At 31.9% G+C, this 23,448-nt stretch carries 23 protein-coding genes; 6 read left to right on the top strand and 17 right to left on the bottom strand.

Going from position 1 to position 23,448, the window contains the following annotated elements:
• Positions 1 to 42 precede the first annotated feature (42 nt).
• The 6 genes from M9Q43_RS04825 to M9Q43_RS04800 all read left to right on the top strand — a co-directional run bounded on the left by M9Q43_RS04825 (position 43) and on the right by M9Q43_RS04800 (position 3,726).
• Positions 43 to 891, top strand: coding sequence for an META domain-containing protein (locus M9Q43_RS04825; RefSeq protein WP_262317841.1), 849 nt, complete (start codon positions 43 to 45; stop codon positions 889 to 891).
• 34 nt (positions 892 to 925) lie between these two features.
• On the top strand, positions 926 to 1,336 hold the full coding sequence (ruvX, locus tag M9Q43_RS04820) for a Holliday junction resolvase RuvX (protein ID WP_262317840.1): 411 nt from the start codon (positions 926 to 928) through the stop codon (positions 1,334 to 1,336).
• A gap of 33 nt (positions 1,337 to 1,369) precedes the next feature.
• The gene (gene def / locus M9Q43_RS04815; RefSeq protein ID WP_262317839.1) at positions 1,370 to 1,957 is read left to right on the top strand and encodes a peptide deformylase; all 588 of its coding nucleotides are present in this window, start codon (positions 1,370 to 1,372) and stop codon (positions 1,955 to 1,957) included.
• Positions 1,958 to 2,072: 115 nt separating this feature from the next.
• Positions 2,073 to 2,504: a DUF5606 family protein gene (locus M9Q43_RS04810; protein ID WP_262317838.1), complete on the top strand. Its 432-nt coding sequence runs from the start codon at positions 2,073 to 2,075 to the stop codon at positions 2,502 to 2,504.
• 127 nt (positions 2,505 to 2,631) lie between these two features.
• Entirely contained in the window at positions 2,632 to 3,405 is a 774-nt protein-coding gene (mazG, locus tag M9Q43_RS04805; protein ID WP_262317837.1) for a nucleoside triphosphate pyrophosphohydrolase, read from the top strand.
• A gap of 33 nt (positions 3,406 to 3,438) precedes the next feature.
• Entirely contained in the window at positions 3,439 to 3,726 is a 288-nt protein-coding gene (locus M9Q43_RS04800; RefSeq protein ID WP_262317836.1) for an antibiotic biosynthesis monooxygenase family protein, read from the top strand.
• A 50-nt stretch (positions 3,727 to 3,776) separates the two neighbouring features.
• On the opposite strand, the gene M9Q43_RS04795 is transcribed toward M9Q43_RS04800, so the two are convergent.
• The 17 genes from M9Q43_RS04795 to M9Q43_RS04715 all read right to left on the bottom strand — a co-directional run bounded on the left by M9Q43_RS04795 (position 3,777) and on the right by M9Q43_RS04715 (position 23,447).
• A complete protein-coding gene (locus M9Q43_RS04795; RefSeq protein ID WP_262317835.1) occupies positions 3,777 to 3,983 on the bottom strand; it encodes a YgaP family membrane protein in 207 nt (68 codons plus the stop codon).
• Positions 3,984 to 4,072: 89 nt separating this feature from the next.
• A complete protein-coding gene (locus tag M9Q43_RS04790; RefSeq protein ID WP_262317834.1) occupies positions 4,073 to 4,699 on the bottom strand; it encodes a Crp/Fnr family transcriptional regulator in 627 nt (208 codons plus the stop codon).
• Between the two features lie 72 nt (positions 4,700 to 4,771).
• Positions 4,772 to 5,377, bottom strand: a complete 606-nt coding sequence (locus M9Q43_RS04785; protein ID WP_262317833.1) for a hypothetical protein — start codon at positions 5,375 to 5,377, stop codon at positions 4,772 to 4,774.
• A gap of 96 nt (positions 5,378 to 5,473) precedes the next feature.
• The gene (locus M9Q43_RS04780; protein WP_262317832.1) at positions 5,474 to 5,977 is read right to left on the bottom strand and encodes a hypothetical protein; all 504 of its coding nucleotides are present in this window, start codon (positions 5,975 to 5,977) and stop codon (positions 5,474 to 5,476) included.
• Between the two features lie 270 nt (positions 5,978 to 6,247).
• On the bottom strand, positions 6,248 to 7,594 hold the full coding sequence (locus M9Q43_RS04775) for a HEPN domain-containing protein (RefSeq protein ID WP_262317831.1): 1,347 nt from the start codon (positions 7,592 to 7,594) through the stop codon (positions 6,248 to 6,250).
• A 155-nt stretch (positions 7,595 to 7,749) separates the two neighbouring features.
• The gene (locus tag M9Q43_RS04770) at positions 7,750 to 9,645 is read right to left on the bottom strand and encodes a DUF349 domain-containing protein (RefSeq protein ID WP_262317830.1); all 1,896 of its coding nucleotides are present in this window, start codon (positions 9,643 to 9,645) and stop codon (positions 7,750 to 7,752) included.
• A gap of 357 nt (positions 9,646 to 10,002) precedes the next feature.
• Positions 10,003 to 10,758 (bottom strand): shikimate dehydrogenase family protein, encoded by a 756-nt coding sequence (locus tag M9Q43_RS04765; protein ID WP_262317829.1) that lies wholly within the window; start codon positions 10,756 to 10,758, stop codon positions 10,003 to 10,005.
• A gap of 77 nt (positions 10,759 to 10,835) precedes the next feature.
• Positions 10,836 to 11,804, bottom strand: coding sequence for a DUF368 domain-containing protein (locus tag M9Q43_RS04760; RefSeq protein ID WP_262317828.1), 969 nt, complete (start codon positions 11,802 to 11,804; stop codon positions 10,836 to 10,838).
• A 54-nt stretch (positions 11,805 to 11,858) separates the two neighbouring features.
• The gene (locus tag M9Q43_RS04755; RefSeq protein WP_262317827.1) at positions 11,859 to 13,253 is read right to left on the bottom strand and encodes a tetratricopeptide repeat protein; all 1,395 of its coding nucleotides are present in this window, start codon (positions 13,251 to 13,253) and stop codon (positions 11,859 to 11,861) included.
• 181 nt (positions 13,254 to 13,434) lie between these two features.
• Positions 13,435 to 14,625, bottom strand: a complete 1,191-nt coding sequence (locus M9Q43_RS04750) for an aspartate aminotransferase family protein (RefSeq protein WP_262317826.1) — start codon at positions 14,623 to 14,625, stop codon at positions 13,435 to 13,437.
• Between the two features lie 76 nt (positions 14,626 to 14,701).
• On the bottom strand, positions 14,702 to 16,366 hold the full coding sequence (locus M9Q43_RS04745; RefSeq protein WP_262317825.1) for an OstA-like protein: 1,665 nt from the start codon (positions 16,364 to 16,366) through the stop codon (positions 14,702 to 14,704).
• 116 nt (positions 16,367 to 16,482) lie between these two features.
• On the bottom strand, positions 16,483 to 17,754 hold the full coding sequence (locus M9Q43_RS04740; protein ID WP_262317824.1) for an adenylosuccinate synthase: 1,272 nt from the start codon (positions 17,752 to 17,754) through the stop codon (positions 16,483 to 16,485).
• Between the two features lie 41 nt (positions 17,755 to 17,795).
• The gene (locus M9Q43_RS04735; RefSeq protein WP_262317823.1) at positions 17,796 to 18,230 is read right to left on the bottom strand and encodes a Fur family transcriptional regulator; all 435 of its coding nucleotides are present in this window, start codon (positions 18,228 to 18,230) and stop codon (positions 17,796 to 17,798) included.
• A 99-nt stretch (positions 18,231 to 18,329) separates the two neighbouring features.
• Positions 18,330 to 18,998 (bottom strand): hypothetical protein, encoded by a 669-nt coding sequence (locus tag M9Q43_RS04730; protein WP_262317822.1) that lies wholly within the window; start codon positions 18,996 to 18,998, stop codon positions 18,330 to 18,332.
• A gap of 2 nt (positions 18,999 to 19,000) precedes the next feature.
• The gene (locus M9Q43_RS04725; RefSeq protein ID WP_262317821.1) at positions 19,001 to 21,220 is read right to left on the bottom strand and encodes a RelA/SpoT family protein; all 2,220 of its coding nucleotides are present in this window, start codon (positions 21,218 to 21,220) and stop codon (positions 19,001 to 19,003) included.
• An 83-nt stretch (positions 21,221 to 21,303) separates the two neighbouring features.
• Complete coding sequence (locus tag M9Q43_RS04720; protein WP_262317820.1) at positions 21,304 to 22,092, bottom strand: TrmH family RNA methyltransferase; 789 nt, start codon at positions 22,090 to 22,092, stop codon at positions 21,304 to 21,306.
• A gap of 62 nt (positions 22,093 to 22,154) precedes the next feature.
• Positions 22,155 to 23,447 carry an amidohydrolase family protein gene (locus M9Q43_RS04715; RefSeq protein WP_262317819.1) on the bottom strand — a complete coding sequence of 431 codons (1,293 nt, stop codon included), beginning with the start codon at positions 23,445 to 23,447 and terminating at the stop codon, positions 22,155 to 22,157.
• Position 23,448: the final 1 nt, after the last annotated feature.

Raw genomic sequence — 23,448 nt, 5'->3', positions numbered from 1 at the left:
AATAAGTCGTAAATTTACATTAATCACAAAAAAAAAAACAACATGAAAAAAAGTCTTCTAATTTTAGGAATAATAGCTATTGGTTTTACTTCTTGTAAAAAGGAAATTGAAAAAGAAACAGAAGGAACACCAATTGATTCTTCAGTAGTTCAGGTTGATGAACATAACGCTAAAAATAGTTTAGATTATCAAGGAAACTATCGAGGGAATCTTCCTTGTGCCGATTGCGAATCTATCGAAACTACGATTTCATTAACTGAAGATTCGTATATTAAGGAAACCGTTTATAAAGGAAAATCGAGTAAAGTGTTCAAAGAAACCGGAAAATTTACATGGAATGAAGCTGGAAATACCATTACGCTTTCGGGTTCAGCTGCACCAAATCAATATTTTGTAGGTGAAAATGCATTGTTTCATTTAGATGTTGATGGAAAACGCATTGAAGGTGATTTAGCTTCAAAATACCAATTATCGAGAATTGAAATATCGGAACCAATTGCTCCAGTTGAAAAAGAAGAAACAAAAACTAAAGAAGTTGCTAAAGTAGAATTGAAAAATTCAAAATGGCGTTTGGTAAAATTAAATGGTAAGAGTGTTCAGAGAAGTAAAGATGCCAAAAGGGAACACGGAATTACATTCAACACCGATGGAAGATTCTCAGCTTTTGCAGGTTGTAATAATATGATGGGAAGTTATAAATTAAAGGAAGAGGTTAGTCGTATTGAATTTTCAAAAGTGGCCTCAACCATGATGGCTTGTGAAGATATGATTACCGAACAAGAATTAGCTAAAGTTTTAGAAATGGCAGATAATTATAATTTTGATGGGAAAACTTTAAAATTAAACAAAGCCAGAATGGCAACTTTAGCTGAGTTTGAAATTATTAAGTAAATTGAACTTATATTTGCTAAAAATTAGTCAATAAATGCGAATTTTAGCAATAGATTACGGAATAAAACGAACTGGCATTGCCGTTACTGATGAAATGCAGATGATAGCTTTTGGGCTAACCACAATTCAATCCGAAACTACAATTGCTTTTTTAAAAGATTATTTTTCTAAAGAAAAAGTAGCGTGCGTTATCGTTGGTGAACCTAAGCAAATGGACGGAACACCATCTCAAAGTGCTGAAATTATCAATGCGTTTGTGGTAAAATTTCAAGAAGCTTTTCCTGAAATGCCTGTGAATAGAGTAGATGAACGTTTTACTTCTAAAATGGCATTTCAAACCATGATTGATAGTGGCTTAAATAAAAAACAACGCCAAAATAAAGCATTGGTAGACGAAATTGCCGCAACAATTATACTTCAAGATTATTTACGTTATAAAAAATAGTACTTTTGCATTTTTAAAATTAATACGATTACCATGATTTTACCAATATACGGATACGGAGAACCGGTTCTACGCAAAGTTTGTGAGGACATTACACCAGAATATCCGAATCTTAAAGAAACGATTGCTAATATGTATGACACCATGTATCATGCGCACGGCGTTGGTTTGGCTGCTCCACAAGTTGGGTTGCCAATTCGTTTGTTTATTGTAGATACAGAACCTTTTAGCGATAGTGACGACGTTTCAAAAGAAGAAGCGGCTTTAATGAAAGAGTTCAAAAAAACTTTTATTAATGCAAAAATCATAAAAGAAGAAGGTGATATTTGGGGATTCAACGAAGGTTGTTTGAGTATTCCAGATGTGCGTGAAGATGTTTTTCGTCATGATACGATTACGATTGAATACATGGACGAAGATTTCAATAAGAAGACTGAAGTATATGATGGTTTAATCGCGCGCGTTATCCAACATGAGTACGATCACATCGAAGGAATTTTATTTACCGATCACTTATCGATGTTGAAAAAGAAGCTAATTGGGAAGAAATTGCAAAACATTATGGATGGTAAAGCAAGACCTGATTATAAAATGAAGTACGTAAACAAAAAAGGACGTTAATCAGTGATTAGTTAATAGTCAAAAGTAAATAGCTATTTTAACTAAACTTTTTACTTTTTACTTTTCACTTTTTACTTTAAAATAATATATTTGCCAACCTTAATAAGTAAGAAACATGAGCATTCAAAAAATATTAGCTATTTCTGGGAAACCAGGTTTATATGAATTAAAAATTCAAACACGTACAGGATTTGTAGCCGAGTCTTTATTAGACGGAAAAAAAATAACTGTTGGAATGAGAGCTAACGTAAGTTTGTTGTCAGAAATTGCTGTGTACACGTATTCAGAAGAAGTGCGTTTAGCAGAAGTTTTCAAAGCAATCGCTACGAAAGAAAACGACGGTATGGCAATGTCTCACAAAGAAGACGATGCGAAATTAAAAGCCTACTTCAGAGAAATTTTACCAGAATTTGACGAAGACAGAGTATATACGTCTGATATCAAAAAAATCTTAAACTGGTACAATTTGTTACAACCTAAAGGTTTCGTTTCATTAGAAGCGTTATCTAAAGAAGTAAAAGAAGAAGAAACTCCAGCTGCTGAATAAGTAGTTGAAAACTATATTTTAAAATCCTGCGTTTTCCACGTGGGATTTTTTATTTTTACATAAACAAGTGCAAAAATCAATTTCAAGAACAATTTCAAACTTGAAACTTGAAACAAAAAACAAAATCATGAACACACGCCAACACCAACTACAAGCTTTCAATCGACTTTTAGACATTATGGACGATTTACGCGAAAAATGTCCATGGGATAAAAAGCAAACACTAGAAAGTTTACGTCATTTAACGATTGAAGAAACCTATGAATTAGGCGATGCCATTTTAGACAACGATTTGCAGGAAATCAAGAAAGAGTTGGGCGATGTATTGTTGCACATTGTATTTTATGCAAAAATTGGTAGCGAAACCAATGCCTTTGATATTGGCGATGTAGCGAATTCCATTTGTGATAAACTAATCGATCGTCATCCGCATATTTATGGCGATGTGGTAGTGGCTGACGAAGAAGAGGTAAAGCAAAATTGGGAAAAATTAAAACTGAAAGAAGGCAAAAAATCGGTTTTAGAAGGTGTGCCTAAAAGTTTACCAGCATTAGTAAAAGCGAGTCGCATTCAAGATAAGGTTAAAGGCGTTGGATTTGATTGGGAAGAACCGCAACAAGTGTGGGACAAAGTGCAAGAAGAGCTAAACGAACTCCAAGTTGAGGTACAAGCTGGCAACCAAGATAAAATAGAAGCCGAATTTGGCGATGTTTTGTTCTCCATGATAAATTATGCAAGATTCTTAAAAGTAAACCCAGAAGACGCCTTAGAACGCACCAATAAAAAATTTATCAAACGTTTCCAATATTTAGAAAGCAAAGCCACCGAATTAGGCAAACCTTTAATGGATATGACACTGGCAGAAATGGATGTTTTTTGGGAAGAAGCGAAGAAGCTTTAATTGACAATTGATAATTAACAATTCATAATTCACATGTACTACGCAGTAATTTTTACCTCTACCCGAACCGAAGTAGAAGCAAGTTATGCCGAAATGGCAATTAAAATGGTGGAATTAGCTAAAGCCCAACCTGGATATATAGGCATGGAAAGCGCAAGAAGCGAAATTGGAATTACCGTTTCGTATTGGGAAAGCTTGGAAGCCATAAAAAACTGGAAAGCTAATATGGAACATGTAGAAGCACAAGAAAAAGGTAAAACCACTTGGTATAAAAATTACAAAGTAAGAATTGCAAAAGTAGAACGCGAATATGAGTTTTAAAATAAATAATAAATCCCGAGCCTAAACTCGGGATTTATTTATTCCAAAAATTACTTTTTTGTAGAGCAAGTATTTATGCCAAGTAAAGGGTAAAGAGGGCAAAAACTGATTAAACTTGTTGCAACAAACACAACTGCAGCAACTACAGCAACAATTCCTAATGTGCCAGAAATTGTTCCATTGAAATATAAAAACGCTAACACGGCAGCAATCAAAACGCGGATGATTCTATCTGCACTTCCCATATTTTTTTTCATAATAAATAATTTTACTGATTAATATGAAGCAAAGATAGATAGTGTAAAATAGCTGTGCAGTGACTATAGTCACCACGAGGAATAAAAGTTTAAAAAATTTCTATGGTAGTAGCAAATTGTTTGACTTTGCCTTCAGTTTCAAGCTTTTTCATGATGCGACTGATGACTTCTCTTGCGGTTCCTAATTCGTTGGCAATTTGTCGATGCGAAATTTTTAAAGGATTTTTCTGCGAAATCGCCACTTTTTCTTTTAAGTAATCATACACGCGCTTATCTAATTTTTCAAACAGCAACGAGTTAATAGTACTCAATAAATCAGCATAGCGCATATTGTATTGCATGTAAAAAAGTGAATTGAAATCGGGGAAATCTTTCATCCATTTGGATAATTTTTCAACCGGAATAAGCAAAACGTGACTGTCTTCTTCTGTGATTGCAAAAATTTTGCTGGGTGCTTCATTAATACCTGCCGAAAACGACATTACACAACTTTCATTAGGTTTGATGTAATAGAGTAGGAGTTCTTTGTCTTCAAAACGAGTAAAAACCTTGATTAATCCACTAATTACTAACGGAATCACTTTGATATATTGCCCTTCACGAAGCAACTCGGTTTCTTTTTCAAAATGTTTTTCAATAGCGTGTGTAACTAATTCTGCTACAAGTGCATCTTGAAAATACGGAAACTGTTTTTTTATTTCTTGCGAGCGGTTCATTTTTACAATGGTTGGTAACTAAAGTTAGTGTTTTTGTGTGATATTATAATTAGTTGAAATCAAAAATACATATCAATAATTATAAATGTATTCTTTACTGAGAAAATTATTTTGTTTCTGCTCTCTATATAAATTAAGTGAGTTTTTTAAGAATGAAATTAGTAATGGATGACTTTTCTCGTCAGGCGACATCATGGGAATAATTTTAATATCATCATTAGATTTTAATATTGTTTGTATACTTCTTTGACTATCTAATACAATTCGTGTTTTCTTTTTATTTTTTAAGATATCGACATGAGTGTTGAATAGATTATTGAAATCGTTATAAAAGATTTCATTTTCTGAAATTGGCACCAAAATACTATCTGATTTGTAAAAAATATATTTTTCTTTAATAATATTTAATTGGTAAAGATGATTTTCTATTAGTTTTAAATTTTCTGCTTTAAATGATAGTTTTTCAATTTTACGTAATATTCTATTGTATTTTTTATCTTTATTTAAATCAGAAGAAATACTATCAATTAATTTATATTCCAAAAAAAGCATTTTATTTTCTTCTTTAATAGTAATCAATGAGCTTTTTTCAGAGTTATTAAAATGTAAATTATAAGTTATTTCACGTTTTTGGGAAAACATTGAAATGGATATAAAGAAGAAAAGAAAGTATATCATTTTTTAATAGTTTATGCTAAAATTAGAGCTTTTGTACGAAATAGTGAAAAATATTTTTACGTTTAGTTTGTCATGCTGAGGTAACGAAGTATTCTTTTATTCGATTATTCCACTAAATGTTTTGTATTCGCTATATATATTTATACCGAAAAGATTCCATTTCAAAACTCCATCAGCTGTAAAAGTTGCTTTTTCATTTGTTTTGTAAACTTGAGTTTCAATAGATTTGAATTCCCAATTATAACCACTAATTAGACCCGTCAGAAAACTATAGCTTTCTATTGGAATATATTCGTTTTTGTCAACTGAATATTTGACGTAAAGGTTGATGTCAAAAACTAAATTATCTTCAAGTAACACTTTTTTAATCCTCGAGTTGTTCGTTTTTTTATAATCAGTTGTTATTGTAATTCGGTTGCTGTTTTTCGGCGTTTTTGATGCTGAAATAATCTGAGTGATTCCTAAAACCATTAAAAGTATCGAAACCACTTTAATTCGTGGATTAAAAATTTTCTTTCCTTTAATAATGAATCCAAAGATTAAATAAAAAAAGGAGATTATTAATGAAGCATTAAGTAAGGTCCAAAGTAAATGTATCATATAATTTATTTTTAATTTTCTACCCAGTTTGTCATGCTGTTAAGCATCTCTTTTATGCCATCCCTACGGGATTTTTACCAGCTATATTACTTTAAGTTACTCATATTTCATGCCTAACGGCATTTCAAACGGTTGTAATTACTTTTTTAGTTCCGTAGGAACGAGATATAGGTACGTAATATGGGTAAAAAATAAACACAACGATTAGGAAGTCCTGTAGGGACGATATTTTATTTAATATTTTTTGTGTTAATGAGCGTGATACTTTTGCTAGCTGGGGTTTGCTTTTTCATCTAAATATGTTATTAATAATTCTTTACTATTAAACATATTACATTGTTTCAATAAGCTATAAAATAAATTAATCATTTCAATTTGAAAAATTCTTAATTTTTTGTAATCAATATATATTCTTATTGATTTATGTGTCATTTTATGTCTTACTTGATACATTTCTGTTAAGATTTCACTAAAGTCATTTTTTTCTTTTGTATTTGAATTGAATCTAAAATCAATGAATCTTCTTTTAGCTTTATTCTCCATTTTGTATTTTTCTTCATCAAGTAAAAATATACTTTCCAAAATCATTATTAATTGTGAAATCCTTAAATGTAAATCTGTTTCTGATATGCATTTTGAAAAAAAAATAAGTGAGTTTTTGACTATTTTTTCCATTTCAGAATTATACTTTGAATTGATTAGCCTACCAAATTCATCAAAAAAAACTTTATAGGAGTTTACTAATTTTGAATCAAATGGGAGCATTTGTTGACGATTTACTTTTGTTGTTATTGAAAAATCAAAATGATTATCATTTTTGAATCTTAAATAGTTGTAACTAAATGGCATTCTACTTTCAAGCTCTAGATAACACACTTCATTTGGGAATTGAATTGTAGGCCCACATATCTTTAAAACATCAACAATAAAGCAAGCATTTTCATATGCAATAATTTCTGCTTTTTTTGATTCAGCAAAAACATCAATTGCAACGAAAACCTGACCTTGATATTTTCTATATAATTTATTAAAAATTTCTTCAGAATATTCTTCTGATGATTGAATTTTGCTTAATTGAAATTTATAAAATTCATCGAAGTATTCCTTTGAAAAATACATTATTTTTGAATCACCAATATTAAAATCTTTCTCAATATCAATATTTAAAATTGGGAAACAAAATCTATATTTATTTATGTCTTTCTTTAGTTTTTCATCTAAATATATGAATAGATTAATTCTTGAAACATTATTTATATGAACATCGACAATCCAAGATATTATTTTTTCTTTCAAATATTCTATTGAAACATTTTGTTGGATATTGTTCCACTCAGAAAGTTCATATACAAATTTATAAAGCTCATAATAATCACTTTCAATAAATCCATATCTGATAGAGTCTCTAATAATGTAAATTTTATAATCTGATAAATCAGACATGTATTCTCGTACTATAATATCATTATCTACAATTTTATCCGATAAATCAATCACACCTAAATGAGACGAAGACCCTTTCCAATTTTGATTATCATTTGTTTTTTTAGGATCTTCAAAAATTTTTACTTTTTGAACAAAATTATATGCTTTATTCTCTAAATTAGTTTCATTCATTTTTTCCTTTTTCAATCAAAGTAACTACCGTCTTGTTTAAATAATTCAAGCTTCTCTACAAAAATACCCAAATTCCCACAAACTCAATTACAGATTTTCTGTACATTTTAAAATAAGAACAAAAAAAATCCCGAGCTCTCACTCGGGATTCTATCTTACATATTTTTAATTTGCTGTAGCTTTTCTTTCCACAATTTCAAGTCGTCTTTGTGGCGTTCAATGTTTTTCTGAACTTCTTTAATAAAAGGATTTTCACCTTTTGAGCTACTGCTAATAAACTGAATGTTGTTTTCTAATTGGAAAATTTCGCTTTGTACTTCGTCGATTTTCTTTCTAATAAAGAATTGCTCTTGTTCTAAAGCACGTTTGTCGTCGTTGTCGCTCATTTGCTCTAAACGGTTGCTAAAACGCATCATTTCGGTGTCTTTTTTAGACATGCTTAGTTTTTCAAACAAGGCATCTAAAATCTTATTGAATTTTCCTTCAATGTGTCTTCTGTTAAAAGGCACTTTTCCTAAGGTTTTCCAAGTAGCAATGTGTTCTTTTATCGCATCTAAATCGGCTTTGTGTTCTCCCGAAAGAGTAAAATCTTTCAATTCTTCTAAAAAGGCTTTTTTCTTTTCAAATGCTTCTACTTCTTCGCTACTTTCAGCGTTTCTGGCTTCGTGCATTCTGTCAAAATAAGCGTTACAAGCATCTTTAAAGTCTTTCCAAATACTGTCTGAATATTTACGAGGCACATGACCAATTTTCTTCCAATCGTCTTGAATTTTCTTCATGATTGGTGTAGCAGTATTGAAATCTATACTTTCTTGTAAAGATTTTGCTTGTTCAACTAAAGCTAATTTTTTAGTCAGGTTTTCGTGTTGCTCGTGCTTAATATCTTTGTAAAATACGTTTTTGTGAACATTGAATGCTCTAACCGCATTTTTAAATTTTGACCAAGTATCTTCAGTAACTTCCGCTGGCACTTTTCCTGCTTTGAAAAAGTCTTCACGCAAAGCTTCTAACTTTTTAATTTGTGCTTGCCATCCACTATGCGAATCGATTTTTTCAGTTCCCAACGCTTCAATTTGAGCAATAATTTCGTTTTTAACGGCTAAATTTTCTGTTTCTTTACCTCTTGCAACGGCATATAAAGCTTCACGTTTATCATGCATTTGTTTGGTAATTTCACTGAATTCGTTCCAAATTATTTCTCTGTGTTCTCTGTCAACTGGACCAATTTCTTCTTTCCAAACGCGGTGTAGCAATTGCAATTCTCGGAAGGCTTTCATAACATCTTCTTCGTTTAACAATTCCTTCGCTTTAGCAATAATGTGTTGCTTTTGCTCTAAATTATTTTTCAAATCTATATCTCGCGCTTCTTTATCTAAATGAATTACATCATAAAAACGTTCAGTGTGAAAATGGTAGTTGTTCCACAAGATGTTGTATTTATCTCTTGGAATGGCTCCTGCATTTTTCCAACGCTCACGAATGTCATTCGCTTTTTTAAACATGTCACCAATGTTAGAATCACCAGAATCGATAAGTTGTTTTAACTCTTCAATCAACGCTTCACGAACCGCAAAGTTGTGTTCTAAATTGTTTTGTAATTGTTTAAAATGTTTGGCTTTATTGGCTTTGTACGCGTTAAAAATCGTATCAAATTTATTTTTTAAAGGAAAATGGTACTCAAAATCAACACCTTCTTCGTTGTTTTGTGCATTGAATTCCTCTCTTTTTTCATCTATAAAATGATGGTATTTGTCTGAAAAAGCTTTTCTGATTCCTTCAGCATGGTCTTTTATAGCCATTACTTTTTCGTTGGTAACCAATCTCTCAAGTTCGTCTGTTAATTCTTCCATCGATAAGGCATCGTAATCCAGCATTGGAATTTCGTGCTTTTCTTTTACCGAATCATCTTCGTTTTCTTCTGCATTCGAGTTATCGATTTCTTCTAAAACTGATTGACTAATAATTGTAACACCATCTTGTTGTTCAATTTGTTGTTCAACTGGTTCTTGTCCGTCTGCGTTTTGCAGGTTATCGTGTTGTGCTTCTGACATTGTATAAATGCTTAAGGTTACTATTAAAGGTGTGAAGATAGTAAAGCACTACGAAAATTCAAAAAAAATCGACTATTTATCTGTTATTTTCTTTAAAACGAGTGTTTTGGGCTTTTTTGCAATCCATTTTCCCGCTATCCGCTTTACAAGGTGTCGCTTCTATCGGGGTTAGATTGCCGTCAAAAGGCTTTTTTGGGATTAAGTTTTGAAGAGTTTTTGATTTCTTACTTTTTCAAAAGGCCAATTTAAAATGCCGTTAGGCATGACATAAAAGAGATGCTTAACAGCATGACAAACTAAACGTAAAAAACTTTGCGAACTTTGCGTAAACCTTTGCGTCTTTGCGTTTAAGTAAACCTACTCGTTCCAAATCTTCCAAGCCTTTTCAGCCTGAAAAACCAACATGTCGTAACCATTTTTAGTTTTTGCTCCTTGTTCTTTGGCTTTTTTCAAAAATGCAGTTTCTTCAGGATTATAAACCAAATCATAGGCAATGTGTTTTTTGGTAAACAAACTGTAGTCTAAATTTGGAAAATCTTCTACATTTGGATGTGTTCCAACAGGTGTTGTGTTGATGATAATATGATATTCTTCAAAAACTTCAGCATTCAAATCAGCATAATCAAACTGAAATTCATCGGGAGTTCTTGAAACAAAATCGTATTCAATTTTTAGTTTTCGTAACGCATAGGCAACTGCTTTACTTGCACCGCCTGTTCCTAAAATTAATGCTTTTTTATGATGTTCTTTCAGTAACGGTTTTATCGATTTTTTAAATCCATAATAATCGGTGTTGTAGCCTTTTAATTTTCTTTTTTTAGAAACAGTAACGCAATTAACTGCACCTATTATTTTAGCCGTTTTAGAAAGTTTATCCAACATCGGAATGATTTCTTCTTTGTACGGAATAGTAACGTTAAATCCCATTAATCCTTTGGTTTCAGAAACAATTTTAGGAAATTCTTTGATGGATTCTATGTCGTAATTTTTGTATTCGCAATTGTCAAAATGACTAATTTCGAATTTTTCGGAGAAATATTTTTTAGAAAAAGAATAGCTAATATTTCGTCCAATAAGACCAAATTTTAATTGCTTTTTGCTTTTCTTTTTCATTTTTGTTGGTTTTATAAATGAGACTAATCAAAGTTAATTAGTATTTCATTAATATGTGTTAGGAGAATGTTATTTTTTTAATTTTTACCCAATTTAGCAGCTAATTTTTCCATGCCAAAAATTACAATAAACCCAATAATTGCTAATATTATAGCTGTTAGAATTTGTGGTTGTCCGTCAAAATTTTGGGGTAAAATACTTTTGTCTATGTATGGCACCACTTCGCCATGACTATTGATTCTGGTTTCTAAAACTTGTTTCCAAGGCCACACTTTATTCAATGAACCTGCCATAAAACCAATTAATAAAGCAAGTGTTGTGTTTTTGTGTTTTTCGAACATCCAATGCAACACTTTTGAAAATGATTTTAAACCAATAATTGCTCCAATAGCAAATACGCCTAATTTTAAAATGGCTTGTCCAAGTACTTCGGTATTAAAATTCACTAAACCATCTCTAAATTGGTTTATGGTTCCAATTACGGTTTCATACGATCCCATTAAAAGTAAAATGAAAGCACCTGAAATTCCTGGTAAAATCATGGCAATAATTGCAATAAATCCTGATAAAAATAAATACCAATAACTATCAGGAGAACTCACTGGTCTTGCGATTGTGATGTAATAAGATAGCGCAATACCAATTATTAGTGCTAAAATGTCTACTATTTTCCAATTGCTGGTTTCTTTCCAAATTAATGCAATACTTGCAATGATTAATCCAAAAAAGAACGACCAAACTAAAATTGGTTGCGTTTCTAACAAATGTGTGATTACTTTCGAAAAAGTAAGAATGCTAATTCCAATTCCGGTTAATAATGCCAATAAAAAACTACCATTTACTTGTTGCCAAGCGGCTTTTAATCCTTCTTTTTTTAAAGTTTTTAAAACCGATAAATTTACGTTGTTAATGCTGTCAATTAATTCTTGATAAATTCCAGAAATAAAAGCGATTGTTCCGCCTGAAACACCTGGAACAACGTCGGCAGCGCCCATCGCTAAACCTTTTAAAGTAATAATTAAATAATCGGGAAATAGTTTTCTCATGTCAATAAAAATTCCAAAGCATTGCTACTTTGGAATAGATTTATAAGTTGATAGTTATTTTTTAAATTTTGCAATTTGGTTTTGTACTTCTGTTCTTTCCCAAACCACTGGAAAATAATCTTTTAAAACGGTTTTGTTTTTGTAATTCAATCGTAAACCATTATTTAGGTGAAAATTACCTTTACTATTTTCGTTGCTCAAAAAGTATAATCCCGCTAATCGGTATTCGATTTCGTATTCTTCTGGGAAAAGGTTAGTGGCTTCTAAGAGTATTTCGATAGCGTTTTCAAATTCGCCTAAAAATTGTAAAACATCTGTCCATAGCGTGAAAGTATCTAAATTTACATCACCCGATTCAAATGCTTTTCTGTAGCCATATTCTGCTTCTTCAAAGAAATGTAAAGCACTATTTACAGCAGCAAAACGTTTCCAATACAACGGATTATCTCCATCAATTCCAATAGCTTTGTTGACATAATACAAGGCTTTTTGATAGTTTTTTTGACGAATATAAAAATCGGTAATTGCAATCCAACCTTTGTCTAATAAAGGATCTTCGTGAACTGTTTTTAAATAGAAATTAAGCGCAAATTCAATGTTTTCAAGTCGTTCATAGCATTTTGCCATGCGTAATAAAACAAACGAAGATGGATCGTCTAATTCAATAGCTATTTTGTAACATTCGATAGCTTCTTCGAATTTTTTAAGCTTCTCATACGATTTTGCTTTTTCCATGTAAGCACCTAAAAAACCTTCATCGATTAAGGTAGCATATTCAAATGCCCAAACCGCTTTATCAAAGTTTTTAAGCGCATAATATTGTCTGCCTAACTGATGCCAAGCGACTTCACTATACGGGTTTTTATCAATAAACTTGGTTAAATATACGATAGCTTCTTCGTTTTGATCTAAGAAATCAAAGCAATACACTACGTTATAAAGTGCCGAATAATCTTCGGTATCTTCGTCTAAACATTTGATAAAATTTTCTTTAGCTAATTCTAAATTATCCATGAAAAGATATTCCATACCAATCATCGAATATACATCTGCATAATCATCAGTGTATTTGAGTGCGATTTTTAAAAACTCAATAGCTTTTTCGTGCTCATCTCTTTTAGAATGTATGTTGGCTTTTTGTATGTAAATTTCTTCGTTAGTAGGTTCAATAGCATATAACTCATTCAATAACTTTTCAGCTACATCGAGTTTATCTTCATAGACTAACATTTCTACTTGAACTAATTTTAATCCGGTAGATTTTGGGTGTTGTTCTAAACCTAGTTTTAGCGCTTTTTTGGCCAAATTTAATCGGCCAGTATCCATATAATGAAGAATAATGTCTTCAAATTCTTCCGAATCAAAGAAAAAAACTTTGTTGGTTTTTAACATCGATTCAAATTTAGATAAGGATAAGCTGTTTTCTTCTTCTTCGTGACTCAAATTCATAGCGCTCTCTTTTATGATTTATCCTTAATAAAGGTACTTATATTTGATGCAAGCGTAGGATTAAAATGGATTTGTTTTAAACAATTTAATTAACAATTTACAAGGGCAAAATCAATGTCAAAAATCAAATTCAACCTAAACTGATAAAATTATCCATCAACAAACTTCCATCATCCATCATTTACTTCATTTCTTTCTCAATCTCATTAAGTACCTCAATAATAATGCCACAACCTTTTCTAATTTCCTCATTAGTAAGTGTAAGTGGCGGTGTAATTCGAACTGCGCAACCTTCGAATAATAACCAAAATAAGATAAGCCCTCTTCTATGACAGCGAAGAACTACTTCGTTAGTGATTTCAGGAGTTTCGGTCATAGCAGCTAACATTAGACCACGACCTCGAATTTCTTTAATTAAAGGATGAACTAGAAGATTTCTGAACAACTGTTCTTTTTCTAAAGCTTCTTGAATTAAATTGGTTTCTGTAACTTCTTGTAAGGTTGCTAAACACGCTGCCGCAATGACAGGATGTCCGCCAAAAGTTGTTATATGTCCGAGTTTTGGATCATGACTTAATAAATCCATCATTTTTTCGGAAGCAGTGAAAGCACCAACAGGCATTCCGCCGCCCATTCCTTTTCCCATAACCACCACATCGGGAATGACATCGTAGTTTTGAAATCCGAAAAGTTTTCCAGTTCGACCAAATCCAGGCTGAATTTCGTCTAATATCATGATAGCACCCACTTCGTCACAACGTTGGCGCACTTTTTTAAGAAAATTGTTTTGAGGTTCAATAAAACCAGCACCACCTTGAATAGTTTCTAATAATATTCCAGCTGTTTTTGTAGTAATTTTTTCTAAATCGGCTTCATTATTGAACGTAATGAAATCGACATCAGGAATTAAGGGACGAAAAATTTGTTTGCGTTCTTCAAATCCCATCACACTCATGCTGCCCATTGTATTGCCATGATAAGCGTTGTGACACGATATCAATTGACTTCTTCCTGTAACTCTTCTTGCTAATTTTAATGCACCTTCAATTGCTTCGGTTCCAGAATTTACCAAATAGGTTTTCGTTAAAGGATAGGGAAGGTTTTCGGCTAATAATTTACATAATTCTGTTGCTGGATGTTGGGCATATTCGCCATAAACCATCACGTGCGAATAGGTATCAAGTTGCTTTTTAATAGCATCGTTAACGCGTTTAGGTTGATGACCTAATGTACATGCCGAAACACCAGCCACAAAATCCAAATACGGATTTCCGTTGGAGTCAAATATATAGGAACCTTTTGCATAAGAAACTTCTAGCGCTAAAGGATAAGGTGAAGTTTGAGCTTGGTATTTAAAAAAATCGTCAATCATTATTAATTTGCTTTAGGCTTTAAGCTATAGGTTCTATGCTTTGTTGAGAATTACTAAACAATATTTTGCATAAAGCTTATTGCTTTTTCAAAGTCTTATCCTTTGGTTTCGGATTTTTTTCATCGTATTCCAAAGTTTCTTTTTGAATTTCCATTGGTTTATCAGATTCAATTGCTTTCTTTTTAGCGTCAATTTGAACCTTTGCATCGATGGCTAATTCTTCTTCAGGAAAAATATTTTCTTTAGATAGAATTCGTTCATCGCCACGCCAGGTAAAACCTCTTAATTTTCGAGCATTTTCGGGAAATTCGGTTTCAGGATAAATATTACTTTCGGCATCTTTATAGCCGGTCATAGTCTCAATTTTATTGTCATTCATTTCTAAATTGATACGACTACAAACTGATTTTCGAATGCCAACAAACTCATTTTTATCGTTATAGATGTAATAGATGGATTCAGCATTTTTGATGATATCAACTTCTTTTAGTTTATTTTCTTCAAATCTTCCGAATAGATTTTGGCCTTTCATTTGGTTAAATCCGTTTTTACTCAAACTATCTTTTTGAATGATAAATGCGTTGTTTAACACTTTTAATGAGTCTAATTTTTCGGTTTCATTGTTGCCTATTAAATGCATTACATCACCAGTCATTTGGTTTTCGTTGTTCCAAAGAACTGGTTTTCCTATGAGTTGTGTTAATTCATTTTTTGTACTTGAATGTAGTGAGTCGCATTTTCCACTCATATCGGTTTTGTAAAATCGTACATTATTAAAAGCTCGAATAACTCTATCAGTTGGTGGACCAGAAACGATGATTTTTTTTCCGTGCATGAACATGGTGTCTTTTTCTACGAGTGTTTTAACCAATGCTTTTTTAGTTAACACCATTGAATCTTTTTTAGTTTCAAGATTTCGGTATAGTTCAGCAAAATGTCCAGTGGCAATTACTTTATTTACTGTGTCAGTAATTTTTACGTTGTTAATTCCTCTCGAATAATTTTTCTTTTGGTCATAAAATAAATCATCACCTTCAATAATTTTATTGTCATATGTGATTTTGGAGTTTTTAGATAATTTTCCAACATCGTTTTTCGTATCATAGAAACCATTTTCGGTATAAATTACATTTTCTTTACTGGTAATAGTTGAAGGTCCAAAAACATATGCATGTCCAGAATTTTCGTAAAAATCTAAATTATTGGTTTTAATAGTTGATTGTGGATTGGTAACGGTAACCGCCGTGGTAAATTTGTATTTTTTTTGATCCACATAATAGCGACCTGATTTACTTTTCAATGTATTTTCTTTGTTGTGAATGGTTCCGTAGGAATTGTAAGATGCTTGCTGATTTTTTTTATCGAAATATATAGTATCTGTAGATAAAGTTGATTCTGGTGAGCGTAACATAACATCACCTGTTGCAAATGCTAATTCAATTTTTCCGTCGTATTCTGCATAGCGACTACTCATAAAAATTGAATCGCCTTGGTTGATAATGACATTTCCAAAGGCTTTTATATACTTTTCATCTTTAAAGTGATAAGCTTTATTGCAGTTGATTTTTACACCATTGTGCAATACACGAACGTTTCCGGTGAAGACAATTGCTCCAGGAATTTCGTTCTGATTCATATCTATAAAATCTGAATTTTCTATAATTATTTCTTTACTTTCTTGAGCAAATACATTCACTATAGTAAAAAGCAAAAAAGCGACCAACAACACTGTTTTTTTCAAGACGTATTTATTTTGAGTCAAATTTAAGTAAAAAGTAGAAATGCGGTTATCTATTAAGATTTTTTTATCATTATTAATCAAAAAAAAACGCTCTCTAAAAGAAAGCGTTTTTAAAATTATTTGGTAATAGTTTGTTTTCTGTCTGGTCCCACCGAAATTACTTTAATTGGCACTTCGACTTCTTTTTCAATGAATTCGATATATGTTTTTAATTCTTGAGGTAATTCATCATATGTTGTCATACCAGTTAAATCAGCTTTCCAGCCTTTCATTTCTGTGAAAATAGGAGTTACATTTTCTGGTTCAATGTTGTATGGTAAATGTTGAATTGCTTGTCCTTTGTAGTTATATCCTGTACAAACTTGTAATGTGTCAAATCCAGAAAGAACGTCGCCTTTCATCATGTATAATTGTGTTACGCCATTAACTTGAACCGCATATTTTAAAGCAACTAAATCTAACCAACCACAACGACGTGCACGTCCTGTAACCGAACCAAATTCGTTACCTACTTTTGCCATTGTTTGTCCAGCTTCGTTGAAATCTTCTGTAGGGAAAGGTCCACTACCTACACGAGTTGTATATGCTTTGAAAATTCCGAAAACGTCTTTTACTTTGTTAGGTGCAATTCCTAAACCTGTGCAAGCTCCAGCTGCTGTTGTGTTAGAAGAAGTTACATAAGGATACGTTCCAAAATCAACATCTAATAAAGAACCTTGAGCTCCTTCAGCTAAAATTGATTTTCCTTCTTTTAACGCTTTGTTTAAATATTCTTCACTATCAATGAAAGTTAATTTTTTTAAGTCTTCTACGGCTGCAAAAAACTCATCTTCCATTTCTTTTAAGTTGTATTGTAATTCTACATCGTAGAAAGCAATCATTGCTTCGTGTTTGTCAGCTAAAGTTCTATATCTTTCTTTGAAATCTACTAATTCTAAATCACCTATACGAAGTCCGTTTCTACCAGTTTTGTCCATATATGTTGGACCAATTCCTTTCAAAGTAGAACCAATTTTTGCCTTTCCTTTTGATGCTTCAGAAGCAGCGTCTAACAAACGGTGTGTTGGTAAAATTAAGTGTGCTTTTCTAGAAATGAATAATTTAGCTGTAACATCCATATTGAATTTTGCTAAACCTTCGATTTCTTTTTGAAAAACTACAGGGTCAATTACCACACCATTTCCAATAATATTGATGGCGTTTTTATGAAAAATCCCTGAAGGAATTGTTCTTAAAACGTGTTTAATTCCGTCAAATTCTAAAGTGTGTCCCGCATTTGGTCCACCTTGAAAACGAGCAATAATATCATATTTTGAAGTAAGAACGTCAACGATTTTTCCTTTTCCTTCATCTCCCCATTGTAATCCAAGTAGTAAATCTACAGTCATTTTAGTAGTTAGTTTTAAAAATTAATGTTTAGTTGTGTGTTTTATTGTTTTTTTGTTCCGTAGAAATAAAGTGAGTGGGTTGAAATATTAATCCCAAACATTTCTTCCATGGTTTGTTTAATTTGCTGAATTCTTGGATCGCAAAATTCGATAACTTCGCCTGAATCAGTTAAAATAATGTGATCGTGTTGTTTATCGAAATATGATTTTTCGTAATGTGCTTGATTTTGTCCAAATTGATGACGACGTACTAAACCACATTCTAATAAAAGTTCGATGGTATTGTAAAGCGTGGCTCTACTTACACGATAGTTTTTATTTTTCATTTTGATGTACAAAGACTCAATATCAAAATGCTCGGTTGCATTGTAAATTTCCTGAAGAATAGCATAGCGTTCTGGTGTTTTACGATGTGCTTTTTCTTCTAAATATTTTGTAAAAACATTTTTTACAATTTCCTGATTTTTGTTTTCCATTGCTTTGTTAAATGAAATATTGGCAAAGATAGTGAAAGTTAGAAGTTAGAAGTTAGGAGTTAGAAGTTTTTTTAAACAGAGTTATTAAGACGTTGTCATTTATTGTTGAAAAATAAGATCCCAAATTTTCGGTTTTAGATGTTCGTACATGTTGTCAGGTCTATATTCGCCATTTCTTATTAATGTTTCGCCATTAGGTTTTATTAATCCAAAAGAGCCGCAAAGAGTTGGATTCAGAAATAAATTGCTCCTAAAAAAATTATTTTGGTCAGAAAAAAAATATTCCTTTTTTGATTCAGGTTTGTTTTTTAACACAATTCCGTTTTCAAATAAAGCTAAATAAATTACATTACTTTTATATTCAATTCCTTTTTTTAATGGTTCAATGAATGTTTTTCTATCATTAATTATTTCTGAACTTAATTTATTTAGAAACCAATCAGAACAGTTGTCATCTAAATAATTATAATTTATTAAAAAAATAGTTGAATCTGAATAAACTCTATTTGTAATTTTTTCAATTTCTGTTTTAATAATTTTATAGTCAACTTTATAGGTTGAATACTTTGGAGCATTAAATTGATATACATATCCACTATCTTTTGTTTTTCTAAAAGCCAAAGAGTTGTCAGGATATTTATCCATTAGAAAATTTTTTTCTTCTCTGGAAATTTCTCTTCCTTCAGGGTCTAACCAATATTTTGATTTACTGTTTTGTGCTGAAAGACTAACAGTAAAAAATATTAATAGGTATAAAAATTTCTTCATATCTAATTATTATAAACACGTGTTACTTTATCAATTCCATCAACGGTTTTGATGTTGTCAATTAGTTTTTTCAAAATCGTATTGTTTTGAACTACAACTGTAACTTGTCCGTTAAAAATGCCTGCTTCACTACTTAAGGAAATACTTTGAATGTTTACGTTCATTTGGCTTGAAATCACTTTTGTTAACTCGTTGGTTAATCCCAAAATGTCCATTCCAGTGATTTTTAAAATTGCTTTAAATTCTTCTTGCGAAGAATCAATCCATTTGGCTTGAATAATTCGATAAGCATAATTTGATTGCATGCTAATGGCATTTGGACAATCTTTTTTGTGTACTTTAATGCCCTCGTTAATTGTAATAAAACCAAAAACATCATCACCTGGAATTGGATTACAACAACTTGATAATTTATAGTCTAATTTATCTTGTTCGGCACCAAAAACCAGCATGTCAAATTTTTTGCTGATTTCATTTTTATGGATTTGTTCTGGCTGCGTTGATGGCGAACGTTTTATAGTTTTCTTAAAGAAATTTACTAACGTATTGCTTTTTTGAGCTGCAAAATCTTTTAGTTGTTGGTTTTCAATTGTTCCAATTCCAGCTCTGTAAAACAAATCTAAACTGGTTTGTAATTTGAAAAAGTTAACCAATTCGTTGGTTGTATTTTCGTTTAATGTAATTTTTAAGTGACGTAATTTTCGTTCTAAAAGTTCTTTTCCGTCTTCTGCAATTTTTTTGGTGTTTTCGTTTAAAACGTTTTTAATCTTATTTTTTGCTCTTGAAGTCGTTACATAATCCAACCATTGTGAAGTTGGTTTTTGATTTGCAGAAGTAATAATTTCTACTTGATCACCGCTATTTAAAACATGATTCAAAGGAACTAATTTTCCGTTAACCCTTGTTCCTCTTGTTTTTACGCCAATTTCTGAGTGAATACTGAAAGCAAAATCTAAGGAAGTAGCTCCTTTTGGTAACGATTTAATTTCGCCTTTTGGAGTAAATACATAGATTTCTTTAGCATACAAATTCAACTTAAAATCTTCTACAAAATCAACCGCATTAGCAGTCGAATTTTCTAAAGCTTCTTTTAATTGATTAAGCCAAATTTCCAAACCATGTTCTTCAGTTGCGCCATTTTTGTATTTATAGTGTGCTGCGTATCCTTTTTCTGCGATTTCGTCCATACGTTCACTACGCACTTGAATTTCTACCCAACGGCCTTTTGGACCCATTACAGTGATGTGTAAAGCTTCATATCCTGTTGATTTTGGGGATGAAATCCAATCGCGTAATCTACTTGGCGATGGACGATAATGATCGGTAACTACAGAATATATCTTCCATGCAATGAACTTCTCATCATGTGGATTTGATTTATAGATGATTCGAAGCGCAAATTTGTCGTATACTTCATCGAAAGTAACGCCTTGAACTTTCATCTTTCTACGAATCGAATAAATTGATTTTGGGCGACCTTTAATCGTAAATTCAATGCCTTCATCAATCATCGATTTGCTTAAAACGTCAGAAATAGTTTTGATGTATGCATCTTGTTCTTCTTTGGTTTCCTTTATTTTACTAACAATATCGTTGTAAACTTCTGGTTCGGTATATTTTAATCCTAAATCTTCTAATTGTGTTTTGATGTTGTATAACCCTAAACGATGGGCGAGGGGTGCATAAATATATAAGGTTTCGGAAGCAATTTTAGCTTGTTTATAATCAGCCATACTTCCCATAGTTTGCATGTTATGCAATCTATCAGCGATTTTGATAATAATCACTCGAACATCATCATTCAAAGTCAATAACATTTTACGGAAATTTTCCGCTTGCATTGAAATTTCTTGGTCGGTTTTAACTTTGGCAATTTTGGTTAAGCCTTCAACCAATTGAGCAATCTTAGGATTGAACATTTTTTCAATATCCTGAACAGTAATGTCAGTATCTTCCACAACATCATGCATTAAAGCAGCTGCAATAGAAGTAGCTCCCAAACCAATATCGCGCGCGACAATTTTTGCCACAGCAATAGGATGGAAAATATAGGCTTCACCTGATTTTCTGCGTTGGTCTTTATGAGCATCAACAGCTACATCAAATGCTTTACGGATGATTTTTTTGTCTTCATCAGTAAGGGTTTGATAACTGATGCGAAGTAATTCTTTATATTCTTGCGCAATGGCTTTGTTTTCGGCTTCTAATTCTAACTCTGTCATACATTTTCTTTAACCAACTAAAAGTAAGGTATTTTTTCTAATTGTGCAAGAGAGAAAATAGAAAAAAGAGAAAAGATGAAAGACTAAAATCCGCGTTGTCTTTTGGCTTCAAATAGTAAAATAGCTGCAGCTACAGAAACATTCATTGAGTCAATTTCACCTTGCATTGGAATAATGATGTTTTTAGTACTTTCTGTTCGCCATTTTTCAGACAAACCAGTTGCCTCTGTTCCCACCACTAAAGCAGTAGGAGTAGTGTAGTTTTGAGTATGATATTCGGTTGAATCTTGTAAAGTAGCCGAATAAATATTGATGTTATTTGCTTTTAAATAAGCAATTACTTCTTCCGTAGTTCCAACAGCAATTTGTCGTGTAAACAAACAACCTACGCTAGAGCGAACGATATTTGGGTTATATAAATCGCTTTTTGGATTGGCAATAATAACTGCATCAATATTAGCAGCATCAGCAGTTCTTAAAATGGCGCCAACGTTTCCGGGCTTTTCTAAGGATTCTCCAACTAATATTAGTGGATTTTTAGAAAGTTTTAAATCGGATAAGGCTAACGATTTTGTTTTGGCAATGGCTAAAATGCCCTCAGTAGTGTCTCGATAAGCTAGTTTTTGATAGACTTCTTTTGAGATTTCTATTACGTTTAACGATTTAGTTGTTAAATCGTTTAGTTGTTTTTCCGAAATGATTTCGGGTAAAAATAAAATCGTTTCTAATTCATAACCACCTTTTAGTGCTAATTCAATTTCGCGTTTTCCTTCAATTAAAAAAGTGCCTGTTTGCTTACGAACTTTTGCCTTTTCTTGCAATTGAACTAACGATTTAATAAACGGATTTTGAACCGAGGTGATTTGTTTCATGAATAAAAATTATAGTGCAAAAGTACAAAAAAAGCCTCTCATTTACTGAAAGGCTTTTGGTCTTATTTTTTTTGTTGTTCAAATTTTCCTTTATAACGTTCGTATAATTCCGTGTGATGACTTTCCAAACTGATTTGTCTTCCATCGATAAATGCGAAAGAAATTACATTTGTTTTCATATCTAAAGCATCACCTTCAGAAATAAATAATGTGGCACTTTTTCCTGATTCTAACGTTCCGTATTGCTTGTCAATTCCTAAAATTTTAGCTGAATTTCCGGTGATTAATTGCAATGCTTGTTCTTTTGTTAATCCCCAAGCAGCACAAGTTCCAGCATAGAAAGGAAGATTTCTAGTTTGCATACGCTCCATGTCGCCTGCATTTTGTAAACCAACTAAGACACCAGCATCTACTAATAATTTGGCATTTTTATATGGTAAATTTACATCTTCATCTTCTAATAAAGGCAAACTGTGTACACGATTTAATAAGACCGAAACGTTATTTTCTTTTAATAAAGCACCTACTTTAAAAGCATAATAACCACCAACAATTGTCATGTTTTTGATGTTGTTTTTCTTTTTAAATAAAACCGCATCAATGATTTCTTTTTCACCATTTGCGTTTACAAACAAGGTTTTTTCACCCGATTGTAAACCTTTCATAGCCTCGTATGGAATGTCTTTTTTAGTATTTTTACTTCCCAAATAAGCAAACGCATTGTCAAAATACTCTTGAATAGCTTTTACTTGCGGATCGTAATTTTTATTCATTTCAATTCCTCCTGGTTCTGCCCACCAACCCGCTCTTGAGTAGCTTCTTGGCCAGTTTAAGTGAATTCCATCGTCGGTTTTAATCGAAGCATCTTCCCAGTTCCAAGCATCTAATTGAACGATTGATGAAGTTCCAGGAATTCTGCCACCTCTTGGTGTAATTTGTGCTAATAAAACGCCATTTGGACGCGTAGTTTCAACTAATTTTGACTCGGCATTGTAAGCGATAATACTTCTTACGTGTGGATTGAATTGTCCAATTTCACTTTCGTCATCCGAAGCTCTTACGGCATCAATTTCAACTAAACCTAATGTTGAATTCGGCGCGATAAATCCAGGATATACATGTTTTCCAGATGCTTCAATCACAATATCGTGTTTGGCTGGTTTCATTACTGTTGCATCTCCAATGTTTGCAATTTTTCCATCGATAATCGAAATTAAACTGTTTTCAATTACTTTTCCGTTTCCTAAATGCGCTTTTGCCCCTAAGATTAAAATCGATTTACTTTGTTTTGGAGCTGGCGTTTGTTGAGCAAACCCAAACAAAGAAATAAATAAAAGAACTATATATTTTTTCATG

Source organism: Flavobacterium odoriferum (assembly GCF_025499515.1).
Taxonomy (GTDB): Bacteria; Bacteroidota; Bacteroidia; order Flavobacteriales; family Flavobacteriaceae; genus Flavobacterium; species Flavobacterium odoriferum.
This window is presented reverse-complemented; position numbering and strand designations above follow the sequence as displayed.